This window comes from Streptomyces thermovulgaris, from assembly GCF_002155915.1.
GTDB classification, from domain to species: Bacteria; Actinomycetota; Actinomycetes; order Streptomycetales; family Streptomycetaceae; genus Streptomyces; species Streptomyces thermovulgaris.
The window spans coordinates 2,545-22,949 of record NZ_MUME01000222.1 but is presented as its reverse complement, the minus strand read 5'-3'; the positions used below and the strand labels follow the sequence as shown (position 1 = coordinate 22,949).

Genomic DNA, 20,405 nt, shown 5'->3' with positions numbered 1-20,405 from the left:
GGCCTGGTCAAGGCCGTCGACCGGTTCGACCCGGACCGCGGGGCCTTCGAGAGCTATGCCGTGCCGACCATCACCGGTGAGGTCAAGCGGCACTTCCGGGACCGGATGTGGGCGCTTCGCGTGCCGCGCCGGGTGCAGGAACTGCGCAACAAGGTGCGCGTGGCGCGCCGTGAGCTCACCCAGAACCCCGGCAGCCCCGAGCCCCCGGTCTCCGCCGTCGCCGCGCACACCGGGCTGACCGAGAACGAGGTCGCCATCGGACTGGAGGCCCTGGACAGCTTCAGCACCCTGTCCCTGGACGCCGAGATGTCCTCCGGCAGCGAGGGGTACAGCCTCGCGGACACGCTCGGCGCCTCGGACGCCTCGTACGACGTCGTGATCGACCGGGAGTCCGCCAAGGAGGGACTGCGCAGGCTGCCCGAGCGCGAGCGTGCCATTCTCTACATGCGGTTCTTCGAGGACATGACCCAGAGCCGCATCGCGGACCGGCTCGGCATCTCCCAGATGCACGTCTCCCGGCTCATCAGCCGCAGCTGCGCCCGGGTGCGCGACGAGGTGCTGGCCGAGCGGGCCGCCCGCCGCGGAGGCGGACCGCGGCCGCAGCCCGTCCGGCGGCCAGAGGAGTGACACAGGGCGCCGGCGGCCCGGGCCGCCCGTCCGTGCCCCGGACGCGGGAGGGCCGGTCCGTCGTACGCGCCGTACGGAATCGGGCGTCGTGCGTCTGAGCCCGCCCGTGCGGGGAACACGGGGCGGATGAACGAAGACGAACTTCCGCCCGACGGCAGGGCCGTGGAGGTCTATCTCGCCCTCCTGCGCGTCCGGATGCCCGAGGAGGACTACGAGCGGCTGCTGGACGTCGTCACCCCCGTTCTGCGGACGATCGAGGAGCAGGGCATGCCCTCCGCGGACCTCCCGCTGGAAAGCGCCCGGGCGCAGGGCCTTCCCCAGGAGATACGCGACGAGGCCGCCCTGGTCATCGCCACCGCGGTCACCGGCCGGCTGGACAACGAACTGGTCGTCCTCGACATCGAGGAGACCGGGCCGGTCCGGGTGGTCACCGACGCCGCGTCCGCCGCCGACCCGGCACGTCTCACCGAGATCGCCGACTACATCCGCGACCGCCACCGGGAGACCGAGGAACTGCGCGGGATCGCCGAGGCCAGCGGCATGCCGGCCGACTTCTGACCGCACCGCCGCACGGCCCGCCCGTCCCGCGCCCGGCGGGGCCCGTCCCGTGTCCGGCGCGGGCCGGCCCCCGCCCTCCCGGCCGCACGGCCGGGCACATGTCACCGCGTGGGCTCCGAAGCGGGCTCCGGGACGGGGTCCGGCACCGGAACGCCCAGGGGACGGGCCAGGCCCACCACCGCCTCGTCCAGCCGCTGCAGATGCCGCAGCACCCGGTCGGTGACCCGGTCGTACCGGAAAGCGTCCGGCAACCCCTCCGTGTCCAGCAGGGAGGCGATGCTCGGGCCCCGTTCGATCCGGGCGGTGGCGTGCTCGTCCTTCAGACGGGCGATGATCGCCGCGATGTTGCGGGTGATCCGGCCGCAGGCCCGGCGCAGCCGGGGATCCCCGGCGATCGACGGATGGGCGGGCAGCAGCTCGGCCGTCGCCGCCAGCGACCTGGTGTGATAGGCGCAGGTCTCCAGCAGCGCCATGACGTACTGGACGGTGCTGCGCCGTGTCCGCATCGGTGTGATCGGATGCGTCAGCGGCTGGGTGGCCCCCCGCAGGTCGCCGAGCGCCTTGTCCAGGGCGCGCGCCCGGTCGAGCAGATCGGCCTGCGGTCCGCCGCTGAGCTGTTCGACGGCGGCGTCGGTGGCGTCGGCCAGCCGCTCCAGCACCGTGACGAGCAGCTCGTCGGTGCGGTGGCCGGTGCGCACCGGCAGCACCAGCATCGCCGCGACGATCCCGCTGGCCACGCCGAGCGCCGTCTCCTCCACCCGCAGCAGCAGCACCTCCGGGCTGTACGCGTGCAGCAGCGAGTACAGCAGCCCCAGGGCCGCGGTGACGAAGAAGGACATCAGCGTGTGCGACAGCGAGGCCGTGTAGAACATCAGGAAGACGAACACCAGCACCAGGCCCAGCGCCGGCCAGGTGGCCGCTCCGATCAGCCCCACCAGCACGATCCCGGCCCCCACACCGAGCACGGTGCCCAGCAGACGGCGGTAGCCCTTGACCAGGATCTCGCCCGTGGAGGAGGTGTTGACGAAGACGATCCAGCAGGTCAGCACCGCCCAGTACCAGCGGTGGCTGGAGAGGAACTCGCCGCCGACGATGGCCAGCGCCGACCCCACCGAGACCTGCACGGCCGCACGCGTGGTGGGACGCTCCAGCCCGGTGGGGGCCTGCTCCTCCTGTTCGGCCTCCGCGGCGCCCTCGATGGCGGCGTTCTCGGCGGCCAGCTCCTCGCGGGAACGGGCCGTCGCGGGCGTGTCGTCGGACTCGTCCTGCGGGTCGTCCAGCGCGATCCTCAGACCCAGCACCGCGCGGGCGGTCTCGCCGATGCCGCGGAAGACGTCCCGCACGGCGGGCGGGGCGGACGGCAGGTTTTCCTCCTCGCGGTAGCCCAGGAGCCGGTTGCGGATCTGGGCCAGGGCGGTCCCGCCGCCCTCCCCGACGGGCCGCAGAACGAGCAGCGTCAGCGCGCGCAGGTCGCGGCGCAGCGTCTCGGCCGTGTCGCCCCGCACCGGCAGCCGGTCGCTCGCGGGGACGGTCGCGCCGGGCAGATGGAGGGTGAGCGTGCTCGCCCTCTCGGCGCTGCGGGCGTTCAGCAGGAGCAGCCCCAGCCGCTCGGCGGCGATCTCGGCGTCCGCGATCCGCCGCTGCACCAGCTGGGCCACGGCCTCGTCGGAGGTGCCCTCCTGGAGCCGGGACTGGATCATCATGGCCGTCTCGTGCAGCCGGGCCGTGCCCTCGCGCACCGCCTCCAGGGCCTTGCCCACCTCGTCCGGACCGGCGTCCAGCAGCTCCAGCTGGGCCTCCACCAGCTGGGCCAGACGCACCCGGAACGCCTCGCGCAGCCGCTGCAGAATGCCCGCCGGCGTCTCGTACACGATCACGAACCGCACCAGCGCGCTGCACAGGAACGCGATCACGACGACACCGCACAGCCCGGGCAGCGCCGGCACCGTGGCGCCGATGAACAGCGACATGAAGTAGGTCTGGAAGCCGATCAGCCCCAGCGCGTTGCCCCGGTCGCCGAACCGGCGGCTGTAGACGGCGCAGAAGATCAGGGCGAGGAAGAAGAGGTCCCCGGCCACGACGCGGGAGTGGAGCAGCGCGCCGAGCGACAGGGACACCAGCGCCACCGGAAGACCGAGGGCGAGCGTGACGGCCTGCCGGCGGCGCTGCTTCTCGCGGATCGCGAAGGCGGCCACCATCGCGGCGAGCGCCCCGGCCACCAGATGCCGCACGGGCAGGTCCAGCGTGCTGAGCACGGCCAGCGTCAGCGCGATCGACCCCGACGTCCGCATCCCCGCGGCCAGCCTCAGCAGCCCGGGGTCGAACGCCGCGAGACGGTCCCGCAGCCATGTCCAGACCGGCGTCCTCGCTGTTCCCACGCCGCCGCACACTCCCGTTCCACCTCGTGGTCCGCCCGCCCGGCGGGGCGAGTTGGGGCCGGACCGCTCCGTCTCATGCCCGGCCGTCCCCGCAGGCGGGGCCCGCACGGCCCCGGCAGCCGGTGCCGGGGCGGGCCCCGCCGGTCCGCGGAACCGCCCACACGCGGGCCCGAGGCACCCCGGCCCCGGCGGGCGGAGGGGCTCAGGGCCGCCCGGAGTGCTCCCGCGCGACGTACTCCCGCACCTGCTCGGGCGTCAGGTACGCGTGGACGTACTCGGAGTCCTTCAGCGTCGCGGGCCTGCGGGACTGGAATCCGGTGCGGACGAAGTCGTCGCCGGCGACCGCGTTGAGCAGCCAGTTCGTCGCGACCCTGGTCTTGGCGACGTTCGTGCGCATCGCCGCCAGGTGATAGCCGCGGGTCACCACCTGGGCGGGCAGCCCGTGCAGTTCCAGACCCAGGGGCCTGGCGACCGCGTCCTTGCCGCCCAGGTCGACGACCAGGCCCAGGTCCCTGTGCCGGTACGGCCGCATGGGCCGGCCCCGCAGGGCCGCGATGAGGTTGTCGGCGGCCTGCCTGCCCTGCCGTGTGGCGTGCTGCGCGGTCGGCGGACAGACGGCTCCGTCGCCCTTGTCCAGGTCCGGCACGGCCGCGGAGTCGCCGAGCGCGAACACCCCGTCGTAGCCGGGCAGCGTCATCTCGGCGGTCACCGCGAGGCGTCCCTTGACCGTGTCCGCGCCGAGAGTGGCGATCAGCGGGCTCGCCACCACGCCCGCGGTCCAGATCAGGGTGTGGGTGGGCACCACCCGGCCGTCGGTGAGGACGACCTGCTCCGGTCCGGCCCGGGAGACGGACACCCCCAGGGAGATCTCGACGCCCCGGCGGCGCAGGTACTCCTGGGCGCTGCGGCCCAGCTTGTCGCCCAGTTCCGGCATCAGCTTGGGCGCGATGTCGATCAGGTGCCACTTGATCAGCGACTGGTCCAGCCGGGGATAGCGCTGGACGGCGGCGTGCGTCAGACGCTGCAGACAGGCGGCGGTCTCGGTGCCGGCGTACCCGCCGCCGACCACCACGAACTGCAGCCGTGCGGCGCGCTCCGCCGGATCGTCGCTGGCGTCGGCCAGGTCCAGCTGGGAGATGACGTGGTCGCGGATGTACGCGGCCTCGGCGAGCGTCTTCAGCCCGAAGGCGTGGTCGACCAGGCCCGGGATGTCGAACGTCCGGGTGACGCTGCCGGGGGCCAGCACGATGTAGTCGTACGGCTCGTCGACGACGCGGTCGGTGATGGTGCGGATGACGCACACCTTGGCCCTCAGGTCCACGCCGATGGCCCCGCCCGGGATGATCCGGGTGCGGTACTTCGTGCTGCGCCGCAGGGAGAGGGCGATCGACTGGGGTGTCAGCACCCCCGAGGCGACCTGGGGCAGCAGCGGCAAGTAGAGCTGGTAGGAGACCGGCGTCACCAGGGTGATGTCGGCCTCGCCGGGGGAGAGCCTGCGCTCCAGACGGCGGACGCACTCCACACCGGCGAAGCCTGCGCCGACCACCAGGATCCTGGGTCGTGTCACGGTGTTCATCCCTTCTGCGGCCCGGGCGGCCCGTCCGATCCCGTGCGACTGCCCCGGATCGCCGCTTCGCACCTTCGGTCCCGGCGGGCCGCCGGTCGCCGTCCGGCACGGTCGTCCCTCACGGGTTCCCGGGATCGGACGCGGTATCGCGCGCACGGGTGCCCGGGCCCGTTCCGGAGGACCGGCGGCCCGGGGCGGACCGGGGTGCGGAAGGGGTGCGCCCGGGACGGCGGATCAGGGATGCGGGAGGGACGTGGCCTCGGACGGGGGCCGTACGGAGGGCAGCCCCGTCGTGGCGGTGATGTGCGACAGCAGGAGGCAGACGTCGTCGTCGCGTTCGGAGTCGCTCAGCAGGGGGGCCAGGATGCGGTCGGCCGAGCCCTCCAGATCGGCCTCCAGCTCCGCGGAGCCGAAGGCCCCCAGCGCCGCCGAGAGCCGGACGATGCCCGGGTCCAGGCCCTGCGTCCGCCGCTCCACCAGACCGTCGGTGTAGAGCACCAGCGTCGACCCGGGGGGCAGGCGGACGGTGTGGTCGTCGATCTCCTGGTGCAGCGGGATGCCGAGCATGGCGCCGGGCCTGGCGTCCAGGACCTGCACCCGGCCGTCCGGCAGACGCAGCACGGGCGGCGGATGGCCCGCCACGGCCCAGGTGAGCGTGGGGTCGCCGGGGCGGAAGCGGGCGATGACCGCGGTGGCGTACAGGTCGGGCTGCAGATGGTGCAGGAACGCGTGCAGCCGGGTCAGCAGCCGGCCGGGGCTGCCGCCGTCGGCCGCGTAGGCGCGCAGCGCGGTGCGCAGCTGGCTCATCATCACGGCCGCGTGCAGTCCGTGCCCGGTGACGTCGCCGACGACGGTGATCAGGCTGCCGTCGGCCTGCCGGAAGGCGTCGTACCAGTCCCCGCCGATGTTCAGTCCGTGCGTGGCCGGCAGATACCGCGCGGCCAGGGCCAGGCCCGGCATGGTGGGCAGGTCGGTGAGCAGGGCACGCTGCAGCGTCTCGGCGATGTCGCGGTTGTGCTCGAAGCGGCGCGCGTGGTAGAGGGCGATGCCGGCCCGGCGGGTCAGCTCGATCAGCATCACGGCGTCGTCCGGGGCCCAGCGCTCCCCGGGCGGCGACAGCGTCAGCACGCCCAGCGAGGCCCGCCGGGCGAGCAGGGGGATGCACAGCAGCGGCCGCCTCGGGCTCAGCGCGGACGGCGGCTGGTCGTCGACCCCCGGCAGACCGCCGGGGTGGTCGGCGGCGTACTGCGGGCGCTCGGTACGGGCCGCGAGCACGGCGGCGGCCGGCCGCGGGGCGGACCTGCGCCGGTCGTCCTCCTGGTCGAACAGCCATATGTCGACGCTCTCGGCGTACCGGGGTATCAGCAGCTCCGGCAGCCGGCGCACGATCTCCTCGTAGTTCAGCGAGGAGGTCAGCGAGGCACTGGCGTCCGCCAGGAACGTCAGCCGGCGCCGGGCGTCCTCCGCCTCGGTCCGTGCCTTGCGCTCGGCGGTGAACGCCTCGTGCTGCGCCCGCCCGGCCGCGTCCAGCTCGGTGTGCAGCGCGATGACGCCCTGGTTGGTCTGGCGCAGCCTCTCCTGGTGGAAGGCGACCAGTCTCTCCTGCCCGGCGAGTCTCTCCAGGGCCAGCGCGGTCTCCTCGTCGGCGTCCAGCAGCGCCTCGGCCAGGACGGCCGGATCGTCCGGATCGTCCGGGGCGCCGTCCGCCGGCTCGGCGTCCGGCAGCTGTCCGGCGCCGGAGCAGGCGACGGAGGTGTGCCAGGGCGGCTCCCCGGCGGCGCTCGCCTCCCGGTTCGGGGACAGCGTCAGGTGCAGGAGCTTCTCGTCGGCGTCGGACGCCGGGACCTGGAAGGTGAGCTGCCAGGTGCCGCTCCTGGTCAGGCACTGCCGCAGCCGGGCGCCGAGGTCCGAGGTCAGCCGGGTGAGGCCGGGTGCGGTCACCCCGCAGGCGGCGGCCAGATGGGCGACGGCGACACGGGCTCGTGCCGCGTCGGTGACGGTGCTGATCTGCCACGTGCGCATCATGGGTACCCCGCCGGGGTGGGGGCCGGAACGGTCACGGCAGTGCCGTCTCGTACCGGGGGAACGGAACTGCCGGTGTCCGGAACGGTCGCGACCCGGTCTGTCCTCGCCTTCTTCCGGTCCTTGTCCCGGAGGACGACGGACACGGTCCGCAGGGCGGCCCTGTCGGCCCGGCGCCGGACCGCCCGCCCCTGCCACGGTACAGGAGGGTCCGGGCGGGGAAATGACGAAGCGGTGCTTCCGGGCGGTGGCCGCCGGGGCGCGGTCACCCGGCGCACGCCCGGCGGTCACGCATGTGCGCACGGTGTCGCCGTCCCCTCGGCCGGCCCGTCCGCGGCACCCGCTCCGGGGCCACGGGGGCCGTACGGTGGGGTTCCATGCCGCCGTGCCCGCACGGCTTTCCTGCGGCGGTGTGCCGGGCCGGTGCCCGTGCCCGCCCGGCGGCTCGATGCCTGCTGCCCGGTTCAGCCCCGCTCCTCGTCCGCCCCCGGACTCTCCCCCGGCTGCCGGTCCACCAGGGCGAGGGCGTCGTCGGCGGTCCTGGAGACCGGGACCGTGATGCTGACGCCGGTGAGGTCGAGGATGCGGCGCACGGCCGGGGCGGGGTCGATGATGTGCACGCTGCCCGGCCGGTCACGGACCTCCTGGTACACGCGCAGGATGATGTTCATGCCGGAGGAGTCCATGAAGGGGACACGGGAGAGGTCGAGCAGGAAGTGCCGCCTGCCGTGATGGAGCTGGTTGGCCAGATGGGCCTGCAGCTCGGTCGCGGTGTCGACGTCCAGATACCCCTCGACCGTGAGCAGGACGACGTCCTTGCGGGGCAGGGTGACCTCGACGGACAGCGGGTCCTGGGCAATGGGCACGGTACCTCCAACGAGAGCCGACGACGGGTGCCGGTTACCCCCGTCGGCGACTGAGAAGCGCACCGGTTCCGTGATCGGACCCTCTGCCGCCACCGGTGATGACCGCCCTGCGCCTTGCCCCTACCCCCGGTGCCGGGGCCCATGCGCGCCCGCGGGAACCGGCGGCGTCCCTACGGCAGCGGCGTGCCCCCGGTGGCGTTGAGCACCTCGGCCGTGATGAAGCCCGCCCGCTGCGAGGCGAGGAAGACGTACGCCGGGGCCATCTCGGCCGGCTGGGCGGGCCGTCCGAGCGGCGCCTGCCTGCCGAACTCCTTGGTGTCCGGCATCGTCGCGGGGATCAGCGGTGTCCACACCAGCCCCGGGGCGACGGCGTTGACGCGGATCCCGTCCGGCGCCACCATCCGCGCCAGTCCCTGGGTGAACGTGACGATCCCGCCCTTGGTCATGGCGTAGTCCAGCAGGTGCGGACTCGGCTTGTACGCCTGCACGGACGTGGTGTTGATGATCGAGGCCCCGGGGCCCATGTGCGGCAGTGCCATCCTGCACAGCCAGAACATGCCGTACAGGTTGGTGCGCACCACCCGGTCGAACTGCTCGGTGGAGACGGCGCCGATGCCGTCCGGCTGGGACATCTGGTACGCCGCGTTGTTGACCAGCACATCGATGCGGCCGAACTCCGCGACCGTGCGGTCCACCAGCTCCCGGCACTGCCGCTCCTCACGGATGTCGCAGACGACCGGCACCGCCGTGCGCCCGGCCTCCTCGACCAGCCGGACGGTCTCCCGGGCCTCGTTCTCCTCCTCCGGCAGATGGGTGAGGACCACGTCGGCGCCCTCACGGGCGAAGGCGATCGCCACGGCCCGGCCGATGCCCGAGTCGCCACCGGTCAGCAGGGTCTTGCGGTCGGTGAGCAGACCGCTGCCCCGGTACGACTCCTCCCCGTGGTCCGGCGGCGGGTCCATCGGACCGGTCCAGCCGGGGTGCTCCTGCTCCTGCTGCGGGAACTCGGGCCGCGGATGCCGGGTCGTCGGGTCCTGCGGGCGGTCGTCGGCCATGGTGCACCTCCGTGGGGCACGCGCCCCGTGGGGTACGCGCCCGCGGGCGACGGGCGTGCGGGACGTGTGCCGCCGCCTCCAAGTGCCCCGGCAGGCACGGCGCACACACGGCGCACCGCATCCGGCGGGGCTATCCGACCCGTATGCCCACGATGCAGGTGTCGTCGTCCGTGTCCGACCTGCTGTAGGTCAGCAGGAGATCCAGCTGCTGGTCGAGGCTCCGGGGCGCGCCGCCGGCCGCGGCGAGCAGGTGGGCCAGCGACTCCTCCACGGGGCGGCCCCGGCGCTCGATCAGGCCGTCGGTGTACATCAGCAGCGTGTCCCCCGGCGCGAACTGCACCTCGGCCTCCTCGTAGTCGGCCTCCGGCGCGGCTCCCAGCAGCATGCCCTTGATCAGCGGCAGCGCCGCCGCCTCGCGGCCGCGGACCGTCACGGGCGGCAGATGGCCCGCCCGCGCCCAGCGCAGCGTGCGCCGGCGGGGGTCGTACAGCGCGCAGACCGCGGTCGCGGTGACGGCACCGGTCAGATGGTGCGCCACGATGTTCAGCCACGACAGCAGCTGGCCCGGCCCGGCCCCGGTCACGGCGAGCCCCCGCAGCGCGTTGCGCAGCACCACCATGCTGGTCGCGGCCTCGATGCCGTGACCGGCCACGTCGCCCACGCTCAGCAGCACCAGTCCCGAGGGCAGCACCACGGCGTCGTACCAGTCGCCGCCCACCAGGTGCTCGGTCTCCGCCGGCCGGTAGCGCACGGCCACCTCCAGGCCCGGCACCCGCAGCGGCGCCTGGGCCGGCGGCATGATGGCGCGCTGCAGCTGCAGGGCCAGCCGGCTGCGTTCGGTGGCCTGCTGCTCGGTGTGGGCCAGCCGGTCGCGGGTGGCGGCGAGCGCCACCTCCGTCCAGTGCTGGGCGGAGATGTCCTGGTAGGCCCCGCGGACGACGAACGGACGGCCGTCGGTGTCCAGCACCGGCTCGGCGACCACCCGGATGTGCCGGGTCACCCCGTCGGGCCGCTGCAGCCGGAAGGCGGCCGAGGCCGGCCGGCGGTGGTGCAGCAGGGTGCGCAGGAACCGGCCGATGGTCACGGCGTCGTCCGGGTGCGCGTGCGCCGGCAGCTCCTCCAGGGGCACCGGGGCGCGGCCGTAGAGGTGGTACAGCTCGTCGTTCCAGGTGATCTCGCCCGTCAGCAGGTTCTCCTCGAACCCGCCGATCCGGCCCAGCCGCTGCGCGTGCTGGAGCAGGCTGGCCAGCCGGGCCGTCTCGTCCTCGATGCGCCAGATCAGCAGCACGCTGTTGCCGTGCCGGCTGATGCTGATGTCCGCGACCGCCGACAGCGACACCTGGTCCACCAGCGCGGTCAGCTGCATGCGGTGCGCCCGGAACGGCTCACCGGTGGCGTACACCCGCTCCACCTGCTGGAACAGCTCGCTCCTCCCGGCGGACATCGGGTAGGCCTCCAGCAGCAGCGCGCCGTTGATCACCGCGCGCGGACGGCCGGCCGGGTCGAGGAAACGGCTGTTGACGTGCTGGATGCGGAAGTCCACCAGCTGCCCCGAGCCGTCGAGGTGCGGCACCAGCACCAGGGCCGGGTCGTGCAGTCCGTCGGCCAGGTCCATCAGCTCGGCCGCGTCCGGCAGCACCCGGGGCTCCTGGCCGGGGGCCTGGTGCGGCGGGTGCGTGTCCAGGGTGTGCGCGCACAGCTCGGCCAGGGCCTCCACCTGGCGCACGACCCGCGGCGGCTGCGGCGGCAGCGGCTTCGGCCAGGCGATCTCCAGGACGCCGTGGATGCGGCCCCCGGTGCCGGCCGGCACCGCCACCCGACCGCCGTCCGGGTGCACATGCCGGCCGATGGTGGGCAGACCGGTCCCGGCGAGCGAGGAGAACCACTGGCCCGTGCGCTCGGTGAGCCCCCGGCGGGCGACGGTGGCCACCTCCGGCGGCACATACCGCCAGCGGGCGGCCTCGGCCGGGGAGAAGCCGGCGCTGCCGGCCAGGGTGAGCGAGCCGTCGGCGCCCGCCGCCCAGATCGCCACCGCCACCGCGCCGAGCGGCTGCAGCGCGTGCTGCAGCAGGGAGTCGGCGACGGCCTGGGTGTCGTTCGCGGCCAGCGCCCCGCTCTCCGCGGTGCGCAGCCGCACGGCCGAGTCGCGTCCGGAGGGCTCCGCCGCGGCGGTCAGGAAGGCGTCGGTGACCTCGGCCACCCGGTCGCGGGCGGCCTGGTTGATGACCTCCACCGCGAACTCCAGCGGGGTCACCCCGGCCTGCTCGGCCAGCTCCGTGAGCTGCCGGGCGGCCTGCGCCGGGCCGCAGCCCAGACGCTCGACCAGGATGCCCTTGGCGAGTTCGATCAGGGCCCGGCCCTCGGCCTCCGCCTGCGCCGTACGGACCTCGCGGCGCAGCCGTTCCACCGTCGCGGCCAGCCTGCCGGCGGGGGAGGCCGGGGAGACGCCCGCCGGGGCCGGCGGCCTCGGACGCGGCTCGGCGGCGGGCTCACGGGGCTGCTCGGTCGTGCTCACGATGCGATGGGGCTCCTCGGCTGGACGACGCTGGGGCGTGGGCGTGCCGTGCGGGACCGGACCCGCCTTCCGGCCGGCGGGGCGGGCGCCGGCGCGCTCATGTGCTCAGCCAGCGCCGGACACAGGCGATCAGGTCGTGGGTGTCGACGGGCTTGGTGACGTAGTCGCTCGCGCCCGCGGCCAGGGCCTTCTCCCGGTCCCCGGGCATCGCCTTGGCGGTGACGGCGATGATGGGCAGACCGGTGTACTGCGGCAGCTCGCGGATCTTCGCCGTGGCCGTGTACCCGTCCATCTCCGGCATCATCACGTCCATCAGCACCAGCGCGACCTCGGGGTGGGCGAGCAGCGTCTCGATGCCCTTGCGTCCGTTCTCCGCGTGCAGCACCCGGAAGCCGTACATCTCCAGGATCCCGCTGAGCGCGAACAGATTGCGCGCGTCGTCGTCGACGACGAGGACGGTGCGGCCCCGGAAGGCGGCGTCGACGGGCGGCGCGAGGTCCTGGGCCTCGGACCGGACCAGGGGCGGCACGTCCCCGGGCTCCTCCGCCGACAGATGCAGGGCGATGCGTTCGCGCAGCTCGTCCAGGCCGGACAGGAACTCCAGGGAACCGCCGCCCGCGTACGACCGCAGCGCCTCGGCCCGGGCCGCGTCCGGGCGGTGACCGCTGTGCACGAGCACCGGGACGCCCGCCAGCGCCGAGTCGCCCTGGAGCGCCCGCAGGAACCGGACCGCCTCCCCGTCAGGCATGTCCATGTCGAGGATCACGCAGTGGCACGGTCCGGCGGCCAGCGCGCCCGCCGCCTCCTGCGCCCCCACGGCGGTGACGACGTCCACCGCGGGCAGCCCGCCGTCGTCCGGGCCGCGCCGGGCCAGGTCCGTGACCGCGCTCTCGGCGACCAGGGTCAGCAGCCCGCGCACCCGCTCCTCCACCACCAGCAGCCGGCGCCGGCGCTGCCCGGCCGCCGGGCCCGCGGACTGCGGCAGGGCGGCCGGGGCCGCGGAGACGGGCTCGGCCGGCTCCTTCTGCGGGGAGTGACCGGCGTCGATCAGCTGTTCGAAGTCGGGTCGGGCCACCGGCAGGAACAGCGTGAAGGTGCTGCCCCGGCCGGGTGCGCTGTCCACGACGACGGCACCGCCGAGCAGATGGGCGATCTCCCGGGTGATGGACAGACCGAGGCCGGTCCCGCCGTACTTGCGGCTCGTCGTGCCGTCCGCCTGCTGGAACGCGCCGAAGATCGTCTCCAGGTGCTGTTCCGGGATGCCGATGCCGGTGTCCTTCACCCGGAACGCCACCACGGCACCGCCCCGGACGACCCCCTGCGGTATCTCGTCGTCCGCCGCGGGCTCGATGCGCAGCTCGACCCTGCCCTGCTCGGTGAACTTCACCGCGTTGGACAGCAGATTGCGCAGGATCTGCCGCAGCCGGGAGTCGTCGGTGATCAGGTCGGCCGGCGCGCCCGCCGCCGTGGTCACCGCGAACTCCAGGCCCTTCTGGGTCGTCATCGGCCGGAAGGTGGCCTCGACGTACTCGATGAGCTGGCGCAGCGGCACCCGCTCCGGGCTGACGTCCATCTTGCCCGCCTCGACCTTCGACAAGTCGAGGATGTCGTTGATCAGCTGCAGCAGGTCGCTGCCCGCGGAGTGGATGATGCCCGCGTACTCCACCTGCTTGGGGGTGAGGTTGCGCGAGGGGTTCTGGGCGAGCAGCTGGGCGAGGATGAGCAGGCTGTTCAGCGGGGTGCGCAGCTCATGGCTCATGTTCGCCAGGAACTCCGACTTGTACCTCGAGGCCTGCGACAGCTGCTGGGCACGGGCCTCGAGTTCCTGCCGGGCCTGCTCGATCTGCAGGTTCTTCGCCTCGATGTCGCGGTTCTGCGCCGCCAGCAGCGAGGCCTTCTCCTCCAGTTCGGCGTTGGAGCGCCGCAGCTCCTCCTGCTGGGCCTGCAGCTCGGCGGAGCGGGCCTGCAGCTCGGCCGTCAGCCGCTGGGACTCCTCCAGCAGCTCGTCGGTCCGGGCATTGGCCATGATCGTGTTGACGTTGACCCCGAGGGCCTCCCGCAGCTGCTCCAGGAAGTCCCGGTGGATCGGCTTGAAGGGCGTGACCGCCGCCAGCTCGATCACCCCGAGGACCTGGTCCTCGAACAGGATCGGCAGCAGGATCAGCGAGGACGGCACGGCCCGGCCGAGGCCGGAGGAGATGGTGACGTAGTCCGGGGGCAGCTCGTCGACCGTGATGGTGCGGCGGCTGCGCGCGGCCTGGCCGACCAGGGAGCGGCCGAAGGGGAAACGGGTGGGGCGGGTGTCGTCCTCGGGACGGCCGTAGGAGGCGACGAGCCGCAGCTGGGCCCCCTGCTCGCTCTCCTCGGCGAGGTAGAAGGCGCCGTACTGGGCCGACACCAGGGGAGTGAGCTCCTCCATGATCAGCTCGGCCACGACGGGCAGGTCGCGGTGGCCCTGCATCAGGCTGGTGATCCGCGCCAGATTGGTCTTGAGCCAGTCCTGCTCCTGGTTGGCCCGGGTGGTCTCGCGCAGGGACTCCACCATGGAGTTGATGTTGTCCTTGAGCTCGGCGACCTCGCCGGAGGCCTCCACGGTGATCGACCGGGTCAGATCGCCCTCGGCCACGGCGCTGGCCACCTCGGCGATCGCCCGCACCTGGCGGGTGAGGTTGCCGGCCAGCTCGTTGACGTTCTCCGTCAGCCGCTTCCAGGTGCCCGAGACGCCCTCCACCCGCGCCTGGCCGCCCAGGCGTCCTTCGGTGCCGACCTCGCGGGCCACCCGGGTGACCTCGTCGGCGAAGTCGGAGAGCGTGTCGACCATCGTGTTGATCACGTCGGCGAGGGCGGCGACCTCGCCCTTGGCCTCGACCGTGATCTTGCGGGACAGGTCGCCGCGGGCGACGGCGGTGGCGACCTGGGCGATGGAGCGGACCTGGCCGGTGAGGTTGCTCGCCATCGAGTTGACGTTGTCGGTGAGGTCCTTCCAGATGCCCGAGACGCCCTCGACCTTCGCCTGGCCGCCGAGGCGTCCTTCGGTGCCGACCTCGCGGGCGACGCGGGTGACCTCGTCGGCGAAGGCGGAGAGGGTGTCGACCATCGTGTTGATGGTCGTCTTCAGCGCCAGGATCTCGCCGCGGGCGTCGACGTCGATCTTCTTCGACAGGTCGCCGCGGGCCACCGCGGTCGTCACCTGGGCGATGGAGCGGACCTGGCCGGTGAGGTTGCTCGCCATCGAGTTGACGTTGTCGGTGAGGTCCTTCCAGATGCCCGAGACGCCCTCGACCTTCGCCTGGCCGCCGAGGCGTCCTTCGGTGCCGACCTCGCGGGCGACGCGGGTGACCTCGTCGGCGAAGGCGGAGAGGGTGTCGACCATCGTGTTGATGGTGTTCTTCAGCTCGAGGATCTCGCCGCGGGCGTCGACGTCGATCTTCTGCGACAGATCGCCCTCGGCCACCGCCGTGGCCACCTGGGCGATGTCACGGACCTGGGTGGTCAGGTTGCCCGCCATGGCGTTGACCGAGTCGGTCAGATCGGCCCAGCTCCCGGAGACCCCGGGCACCTTCGCCTGGCCGCCGAGGCGTCCTTCGGTGCCGACCTCGCGGGCCACCCGGGTGACCTCCGAGGTGAACACGGACAGCTGGTCGACCATGCCGTTGAACACGGTCGCGATGTCGCCCATGAGCCCCTCGGCGTCCTCGGGCAGCCGTGTGCCGAAGTCGCCGTCCCGTACGGCCGTCAGACCCGCCAGGAGCTGCCTCAGCTCCCGGTCGCCCGGCACGGTGTCGACGGCCTCGGTCCTGTCGCTGGTCATGAGTACCTCGTCCCGCTCCCAGGGAGCCCTCGGCAGTGAGGACTCGTGCACCTCGTCGGCCCGTGTGCGGCGCGCCGGCATGTGCGCATGTCATGGATCCGTGCGCCGGCAAATACGGGGCAGGCTAACTCACTTGGACGGCACCGGACAAAACACTGCGCCTCTGACCTCGTCCTTCTGCCGCGAGGAGCCGCCCGTGTCCCGAATGCGGCCGTCCCAGGCGGGTAGGTGCTGGATGAGAGCCGACGGAGTGGGAGGAGCAGCGTGACCTACGACACCATCTGGTCGTATCCGCCGCGGGTCGGTCCCGTCGAGGGACTGGACCTGACCGGCTTCACCGTGGTCGCTGCCGACGGCACGGTCGGCCATGTGGACAGGGTGGCCGACCCCTTCGGGATGCGGCATCTGGTCGTGGACACCGGGGTGTGGGTGTTCGGCCGGAGCGTCCTGGTGCCGGCGGGCCTGGTGACCGGCGTCGACCCGGAGGCGCGGCGCGTGACGGTGGCCTGCTCCCGGGGCGAGATCAAGGCGGCACCGCGTTTCAGGACCGACAGCGAGACCAGGAACCGGGAGTATCTGACACGCGTGGGGGAGTACTACCACCGGCTTCCGCCCCGCGAGCCGAGCACGGCCTGACGGCGGGCGGGGCACCGTCCCGCCGTCACCGGGGCGGAAGGCCACCGGGGCGACGTCACCACGGCAGAAAGGCGTGCACGTCCTTGCCGTGATCGTGCACGACCACGCTGACCTGGTCGCACAGCGTGTGCACCAGATGCCAGCCGATGCCGCCGCTGCTGTGACTGGGATGGAACGGACGCGGAGCCGGCGGTGTGGTGCTGGTGTCGCTCAGGGTGATGTGCACCCCGTCGAAGGTCCGGCGCATCCGCAGCACGAAGGGACCCGGCGCGTACTGCACCGCGTTCGCCGCGAGCTCCGTGACGACCAGCAGGATGTCGTCCCAGTGCTCCGGCGTCGCCGGCAGCGAGGCCCGCGCGAGCTCGTCGAGGAACTCCTCCGCGGCCAGGCGCGCACCCGTCACATGGTGCAGCTCACCCGCGAAGCAGGCGGTGCGGCTCGGAATCTCCTCGGTGGCCAGTGTGTCGTCCCCACGCGGCTCGGTTGCCATCTCGCCTTCCCGGCCCGGCATGAGCAGGGCGCCGTTCCTTCCTTCCCCCTCCGCTCCCCCTTCCGTCCCCCGTGTCGTGTTCCCCGGGGTGCGGGGCCTACGCGTCCGCGTCCTTCGGCAGGGACGCCCCGGCGCCGCTCGCGGCCCGTGCCCGCTCCTCTCGGCGGCGGGACGCTTCGCCCGTGCCCGGCGCAGGATCCGTCCGTGCCCGGCACAAGCCCGGCACAAGGACTCGGAGGACTCAGCGGAAGACGTCGTCGGAGTCGTCCCAGTCGGCCGTCGGGTCGTTCGCCGCGAGCCGCGGCGACGTGCGCGTACGCGCCGCGTACATGGCGTCGATCTCGGACGCGTAGCGCTCCACGATGGCGTCCCGGCGCAGCTTCATGGACGGGGTGAGCAGCCCGCTGGCCACGTCGAAGGGCTCCGGCAGGATCCGGAAGACCCGGATGGACTCCGAGCGCGAGACGGTGCTGTTGGCCGCGGCGACCGCCCGTCCGATCTCCTCCCGCAGGGCGCTCTCCTCGCGCGCCTCGCGCTCCGGCGTGTCGCCCAGCAGGGCCCGGGCCGCACGCCAGTGCGCCAGATAGTCCGGGTCCAGCGTGATCAGCGCCCCCACGCACGGCCGGTTGTCGCCCACGACCACCGCCTGGTGGATCAGCGGGTGCATCCGCAGCCGCTGCTCCAGCGGGGCCGGGGCCACGCTCTTGCCGCCGCTGGTGACGATGACGTCCTTCTTGCGCCCGGTGATCGTCAGATAGCCGTCGGAGTCCAGATGCCCGATGTCGCCGGTGGCCAGCCAGCCGTCGCGCAGCGCGGCCCGGGTCGCGGCCTCGTCGTTGACGTACCCCTGGAACACCGAGGGACCCTGCACCAGGATCTCCCCGTCGTCCGCGATCCTGATCGTGGTGCCCGGCAGGGCCTTGCCGACGGTCCCGGACTTCTCCCGGCCCAGCGGCTGCATGGTGATCCCGCCGGCGGTCTCCGTCAGCCCGTACCCGTCGTGCACATAGATGCCGATGCCCTCGAAGAACAGGGAGAGCTCACGGTTGAGCGAGGAGCCGCCGGAGGTGGCGCGGACCACCCTGCCGCCCAGCGCGGCCCGCAGCTTGCGGTACACCGTCCGTTCGTACAGGGCGTGCTGCAGCCGCAGGTCGAACCCGGGACCCGGACCCTGGCCCAGCCGCTGCCGCTCCTGCGCCACGGCGAAGTCCCGCGCCGTCTCGGCCGCCCGCTCGAACAGCGCGTCGCGGCCCGCCTCCTGGAAGGAGCGCAGAAAGTTCTTGTAGAGCTTCTCGAAGACGGACGGCACGGCGTAGAAGTACGTCGGCCGGAACGTCTGCAGCGCCGAGGCCAGCGCCTCCTCGCCGAACTCGGGCTCGTGGCCCATCAGAATGCCGCCGCGTATGCACACGCCCTGGATCATCAGCCCGTACACGTGCGAGAACGGCAGGAAGGCGAGCACCGACGGCTGCTCGCCGGGCGGCGCCGCGGTGTGCCCCCAGCCCGCCAGCAGCGTGTCGCAGGGGCTCGCCAGCGCACGGTGGCTCAGCGCACAGCCCCTGGCGTGGCCCGAGGTGCCGGAGGTGTAGGCGATCACGGCGGTCGCGTCCGGCAGCACGATCCGGCGCAGCGAGTCGACGGTGGTCGGGGGAACCACGGAACCCCGTTCCACCAGCTGCTCCAGCGCCCCGGCGTCCAGCTGCCACACATGCTGCAGCCGGGGCAGCCCCGCGCACACCGAGCCGACCGTCATGACCCCCTGCTCGTCCTCGACGACGACGGCCACGCACTCGGAGTCCCGCAGGATCCACTCCACCTGGTCGCGCGAGGAGGTCGGATAGATCGGGACGACCTCCGCGCCGACCGCCCACAGCGCATAGGACAGGACCGTCCACTCGTACCGGGTGCGGGCCATGACGGCCACACGGTGCCCCGGTGAGATCCCGGCGGCGACCAGGCCCCGGGCCAGGTCGCTCACCTCGTCGCGCAGCTCCGCGGCGGTGACCTTCTCCCACACCGGGGAGGAGGGGTCCGTGCGGCGCGCGAGCACCGGCAGAGAGGGACGTGTCTCCGCGGTCTCGAAGACACTGTCGGCGAGCCCACCGGTCAGCGTGGCGACCGAGGACGGAGCGAGGGCGTAGTCGGGCATGCGCTGCTCCTGGGGTTTTACGGAGGGTGACCCCGCCGATGAGTACCGTTGTCGACGCGGGTCGAATGTAGCCCAGGTCAGCGCGTCGGGGCCACGCAACGGAGAAGCGACACCGTTTCGTTGGGCTTCGTTGGGCTCGTCCCGTTCGGGGGACTCGGCAGGCATGAGTTACGTCAATCCCGATCCGGACCCCGAACGGACCTCCGGGCTGGAGCCCGGGGGCGGTGTGCCGCCCGGCGAGACCCCTCCCGCCGAGAGCAGCATGCCCGAGGCGGGCCCCTACGAGACGCACAACCCGACCAAGGGCTGGGCCAAGGGCCCGCTCACCCTGATCCTCCTCCTCGTCGTCGTGGTCGCCGCGTTCTTCCTGGCCTACGCCCTGCTGCTGATCCTCTGACACCGGCGGCCCCGGACACCCCGCTCCCGGTGCGGCGCACACGCGCGGGGCGGGGTCCCGGGCTGCCCGTCCGACCCGCGCCGCGCCCGGGCACCGCGGGCGCCGCACGGCCCTCCGCCCGTGCGGCGGGCCGCCTCCTCGCGGCGGAGGAGCGCCGGCGGCCGGCCCGGGAGGGGCCCGCTCAGCCGGGGTACGGCGTGAGCCAGACCGTGGCCAGCGGCGGCAGCGTGAGACGAAGGTGCCCGTCCTCCGGCTTGAGCGGGCCGGGATTGGTGACGCCGCTGCCGCCGTAGCGGGCCGCGTCGGTGTTGAGCACCTCGCACCAGGCGGTGACGTCGACGGGCACGTCCAGGCGGTAGCCCTCGCGGACGACCGGGGAGAAGTTCGACACCGCGAGCAGCGGGGCGCCGGCCGCGTCGTGGCGCAGGAACGCGTAGACGTTGTCGTCCGCCGCGTCCACCACCACCCAGCGGAAGCCCTCGGGCCGGGTGTCGCACTGCCACAGGGCCGGGGTGGCCCGGTAGATCCTGTTCAGATCGCGCACCAGGTCCTGCACGCCCCGGTGGTCGCCCGCGGCGCAGTGGTCCTCGTCGAGCAGCCACCACTCGGGCCCGTGCTCCTCGGAGAACTCGCCGCCCTGGGCGAACTCCTGGCCCATGAACAGCAGCTGCTTGCCCGGATGGGCCCACATGTAGCCGAGGAAGGCGCGGTGGTTGGCGCGCCGCTGCCACCAGTCGCCGGGCATCTTCGACACCAGTGCGCGCTTGCCGTGCACCACCTCGTCGTGGGAGATCGGCAGAATGTAGTTCTCGCTGTAGGCGTAGACCATCGAGAACGTCATCTCGTGATGGTGGTACTTGCGGTGCACCGGATCCTTGCTCATGTACTGGAGCGAGTCGTGCATCCAGCCCATGTTCCACTTCAGTCCGAAGCCCAGGCCGCCGTGGTCGGTCGGCGCGGTCACCCCGCCCCAGGCGGTGGACTCCTCGGCGATGGTCACCACGCCCGGCACCCGGCGGTACACGGTGGCGTTCATCTCCTGCAGGAACGCCACCGCGTCCAGGTCCTCCCGCCCGCCGTGCGCATTGGGCGTCCACTGGCCCGGCCCGCGCGAGTAGTCGAGGTAGAGCATGGAGGCCACGGCGTCCACGCGCAGACCGTCGATGTGGAACTCCTCGCACCAGTACACGGCGTTGGCCACGAGGAAGTTGCGCACCTCGGTGCGGCCGAAGTCGAACTCGTACGTCCCCCAGTCGGGGTGCTCGGCGCGCTGCGCGTTCCCGGGCTCGTACAGCGGGTCCCCGTCGAAGCGGGCCAGGGCCCAGTCGTCCCTG

Annotated in this window: 14 protein-coding genes; 4 read left to right on the top strand and 10 right to left on the bottom strand. The window is 73.2% G+C overall.

Annotated features, from left to right (window positions below; all coding sequences use genetic code 11):
• On the top strand, nucleotides 1–627 hold a 627-nt coding region (locus tag CCN35_RS18015), incomplete at its 5' end, for a sigma-70 family RNA polymerase sigma factor (RefSeq protein ID WP_143631617.1).
• A gap of 126 nt (nucleotides 628–753) precedes the next feature.
• Nucleotides 754–1,185, top strand: a complete 432-nt coding sequence (locus CCN35_RS18010) for a hypothetical protein (protein ID WP_067397334.1) — start codon at nucleotides 754–756, stop codon at nucleotides 1,183–1,185.
• 101 nt (nucleotides 1,186–1,286) lie between these two features.
• On the opposite strand, the gene CCN35_RS18005 is transcribed toward CCN35_RS18010, so the two are convergent.
• The 7 genes from CCN35_RS18005 to CCN35_RS17975 all read right to left on the bottom strand — a co-directional run bounded on the left by CCN35_RS18005 (nucleotide 1,287) and on the right by CCN35_RS17975 (nucleotide 15,399).
• A complete protein-coding gene (locus CCN35_RS18005) occupies nucleotides 1,287–3,476 on the bottom strand; it encodes an FUSC family protein (RefSeq protein ID WP_086793505.1) in 2,190 nt (729 codons plus the stop codon).
• A 289-nt stretch (nucleotides 3,477–3,765) separates the two neighbouring features.
• Nucleotides 3,766–5,139 (bottom strand): NAD(P)/FAD-dependent oxidoreductase, encoded by a 1,374-nt coding sequence (locus tag CCN35_RS18000; protein WP_067397333.1) that lies wholly within the window; start codon nucleotides 5,137–5,139, stop codon nucleotides 3,766–3,768.
• 225 nt (nucleotides 5,140–5,364) lie between these two features.
• A complete protein-coding gene (locus CCN35_RS17995) occupies nucleotides 5,365–7,155 on the bottom strand; it encodes a PP2C family protein-serine/threonine phosphatase (protein WP_067397332.1) in 1,791 nt (596 codons plus the stop codon).
• A gap of 461 nt (nucleotides 7,156–7,616) precedes the next feature.
• A complete protein-coding gene (locus CCN35_RS17990) occupies nucleotides 7,617–8,018 on the bottom strand; it encodes an STAS domain-containing protein (RefSeq protein ID WP_086793501.1) in 402 nt (133 codons plus the stop codon).
• A 170-nt stretch (nucleotides 8,019–8,188) separates the two neighbouring features.
• Nucleotides 8,189–9,073: an SDR family oxidoreductase gene (locus CCN35_RS17985; protein ID WP_086793499.1), complete on the bottom strand. Its 885-nt coding sequence runs from the start codon at nucleotides 9,071–9,073 to the stop codon at nucleotides 8,189–8,191.
• Nucleotides 9,074–9,203: 130 nt separating this feature from the next.
• The gene (locus CCN35_RS17980) at nucleotides 9,204–11,588 is read right to left on the bottom strand and encodes a SpoIIE family protein phosphatase (RefSeq protein ID WP_067397329.1); all 2,385 of its coding nucleotides are present in this window, start codon (nucleotides 11,586–11,588) and stop codon (nucleotides 9,204–9,206) included.
• Between the two features lie 97 nt (nucleotides 11,589–11,685).
• Complete coding sequence (locus CCN35_RS17975; protein ID WP_067397328.1) at nucleotides 11,686–15,399, bottom strand: HAMP domain-containing protein; 3,714 nt, start codon at nucleotides 15,397–15,399, stop codon at nucleotides 11,686–11,688.
• Nucleotides 15,400–15,663: 264 nt separating this feature from the next.
• Here CCN35_RS17975 and CCN35_RS17970 point away from each other — a divergent pair, with 264 nt between their 5' ends.
• Nucleotides 15,664–16,035: a PRC-barrel domain-containing protein gene (locus CCN35_RS17970; protein ID WP_067397327.1), complete on the top strand. Its 372-nt coding sequence runs from the start codon at nucleotides 15,664–15,666 to the stop codon at nucleotides 16,033–16,035.
• Nucleotides 16,036–16,090: 55 nt separating this feature from the next.
• Here CCN35_RS17970 and CCN35_RS17965 read toward each other — a convergent pair whose 3' ends face one another.
• The gene (locus CCN35_RS17965; RefSeq protein ID WP_086793503.1) at nucleotides 16,091–16,525 is read right to left on the bottom strand and encodes an ATP-binding protein; all 435 of its coding nucleotides are present in this window, start codon (nucleotides 16,523–16,525) and stop codon (nucleotides 16,091–16,093) included.
• A 241-nt stretch (nucleotides 16,526–16,766) separates the two neighbouring features.
• Nucleotides 16,767–18,674: an AMP-dependent synthetase/ligase gene (locus tag CCN35_RS17960; protein WP_067397326.1), complete on the bottom strand. Its 1,908-nt coding sequence runs from the start codon at nucleotides 18,672–18,674 to the stop codon at nucleotides 16,767–16,769.
• A 163-nt stretch (nucleotides 18,675–18,837) separates the two neighbouring features.
• Between CCN35_RS17960 and CCN35_RS17955 the strand changes: the two genes are divergently transcribed.
• Nucleotides 18,838–19,071 carry a DUF6480 family protein gene (locus CCN35_RS17955; protein WP_067397325.1) on the top strand — a complete coding sequence of 78 codons (234 nt, stop codon included), beginning with the start codon at nucleotides 18,838–18,840 and terminating at the stop codon, nucleotides 19,069–19,071.
• A 181-nt stretch (nucleotides 19,072–19,252) separates the two neighbouring features.
• On the opposite strand, the gene glgB is transcribed toward CCN35_RS17955, so the two are convergent.
• On the bottom strand, nucleotides 19,253–20,405 hold a 1,153-nt coding region (glgB, locus tag CCN35_RS29565; protein ID WP_245863244.1), incomplete at its 5' end, for a 1,4-alpha-glucan branching enzyme.

What these genes read in the sequence shown, in the direction of transcription:
- CCN35_RS18010 (WP_067397334.1), top strand. Translation starts at nt 754, where the DNA reads ATGAACGAAGACGAACTTCCGCCCGACGGCAGGGCCGTGGAGGTCTAT.
- CCN35_RS18005 (WP_086793505.1), bottom strand. Translation starts at nt 3,476, where the DNA reads ATGCGGACGTCGGGGTCGATCGCGCTGACGCTGGCCGTGCTCAGCACG.
- CCN35_RS18000 (WP_067397333.1), bottom strand. Translation starts at nt 5,139, where the DNA reads ATGAACACCGTGACACGACCCAGGATCCTGGTGGTCGGCGCAGGCTTC.
- CCN35_RS17995 (WP_067397332.1), bottom strand. Translation starts at nt 7,155, where the DNA reads ATGATGCGCACGTGGCAGATCAGCACCGTCACCGACGCGGCACGAGCC.
- CCN35_RS17985 (WP_086793499.1), bottom strand. Translation starts at nt 9,073, where the DNA reads ATGGCCGACGACCGCCCGCAGGACCCGACGACCCGGCATCCGCGGCCC.
- CCN35_RS17975 (WP_067397328.1), bottom strand. Translation starts at nt 15,399, where the DNA reads ATGACCAGCGACAGGACCGAGGCCGTCGACACCGTGCCGGGCGACCGG.
- CCN35_RS17965 (WP_086793503.1), bottom strand. Translation starts at nt 16,525, where the DNA reads ATGGCAACCGAGCCGCGTGGGGACGACACACTGGCCACCGAGGAGATT.
- CCN35_RS17960 (WP_067397326.1), bottom strand. Translation starts at nt 18,674, where the DNA reads ATGCCCGACTACGCCCTCGCTCCGTCCTCGGTCGCCACGCTGACCGGT.
- CCN35_RS17955 (WP_067397325.1), top strand. Translation starts at nt 18,838, where the DNA reads ATGAGTTACGTCAATCCCGATCCGGACCCCGAACGGACCTCCGGGCTG.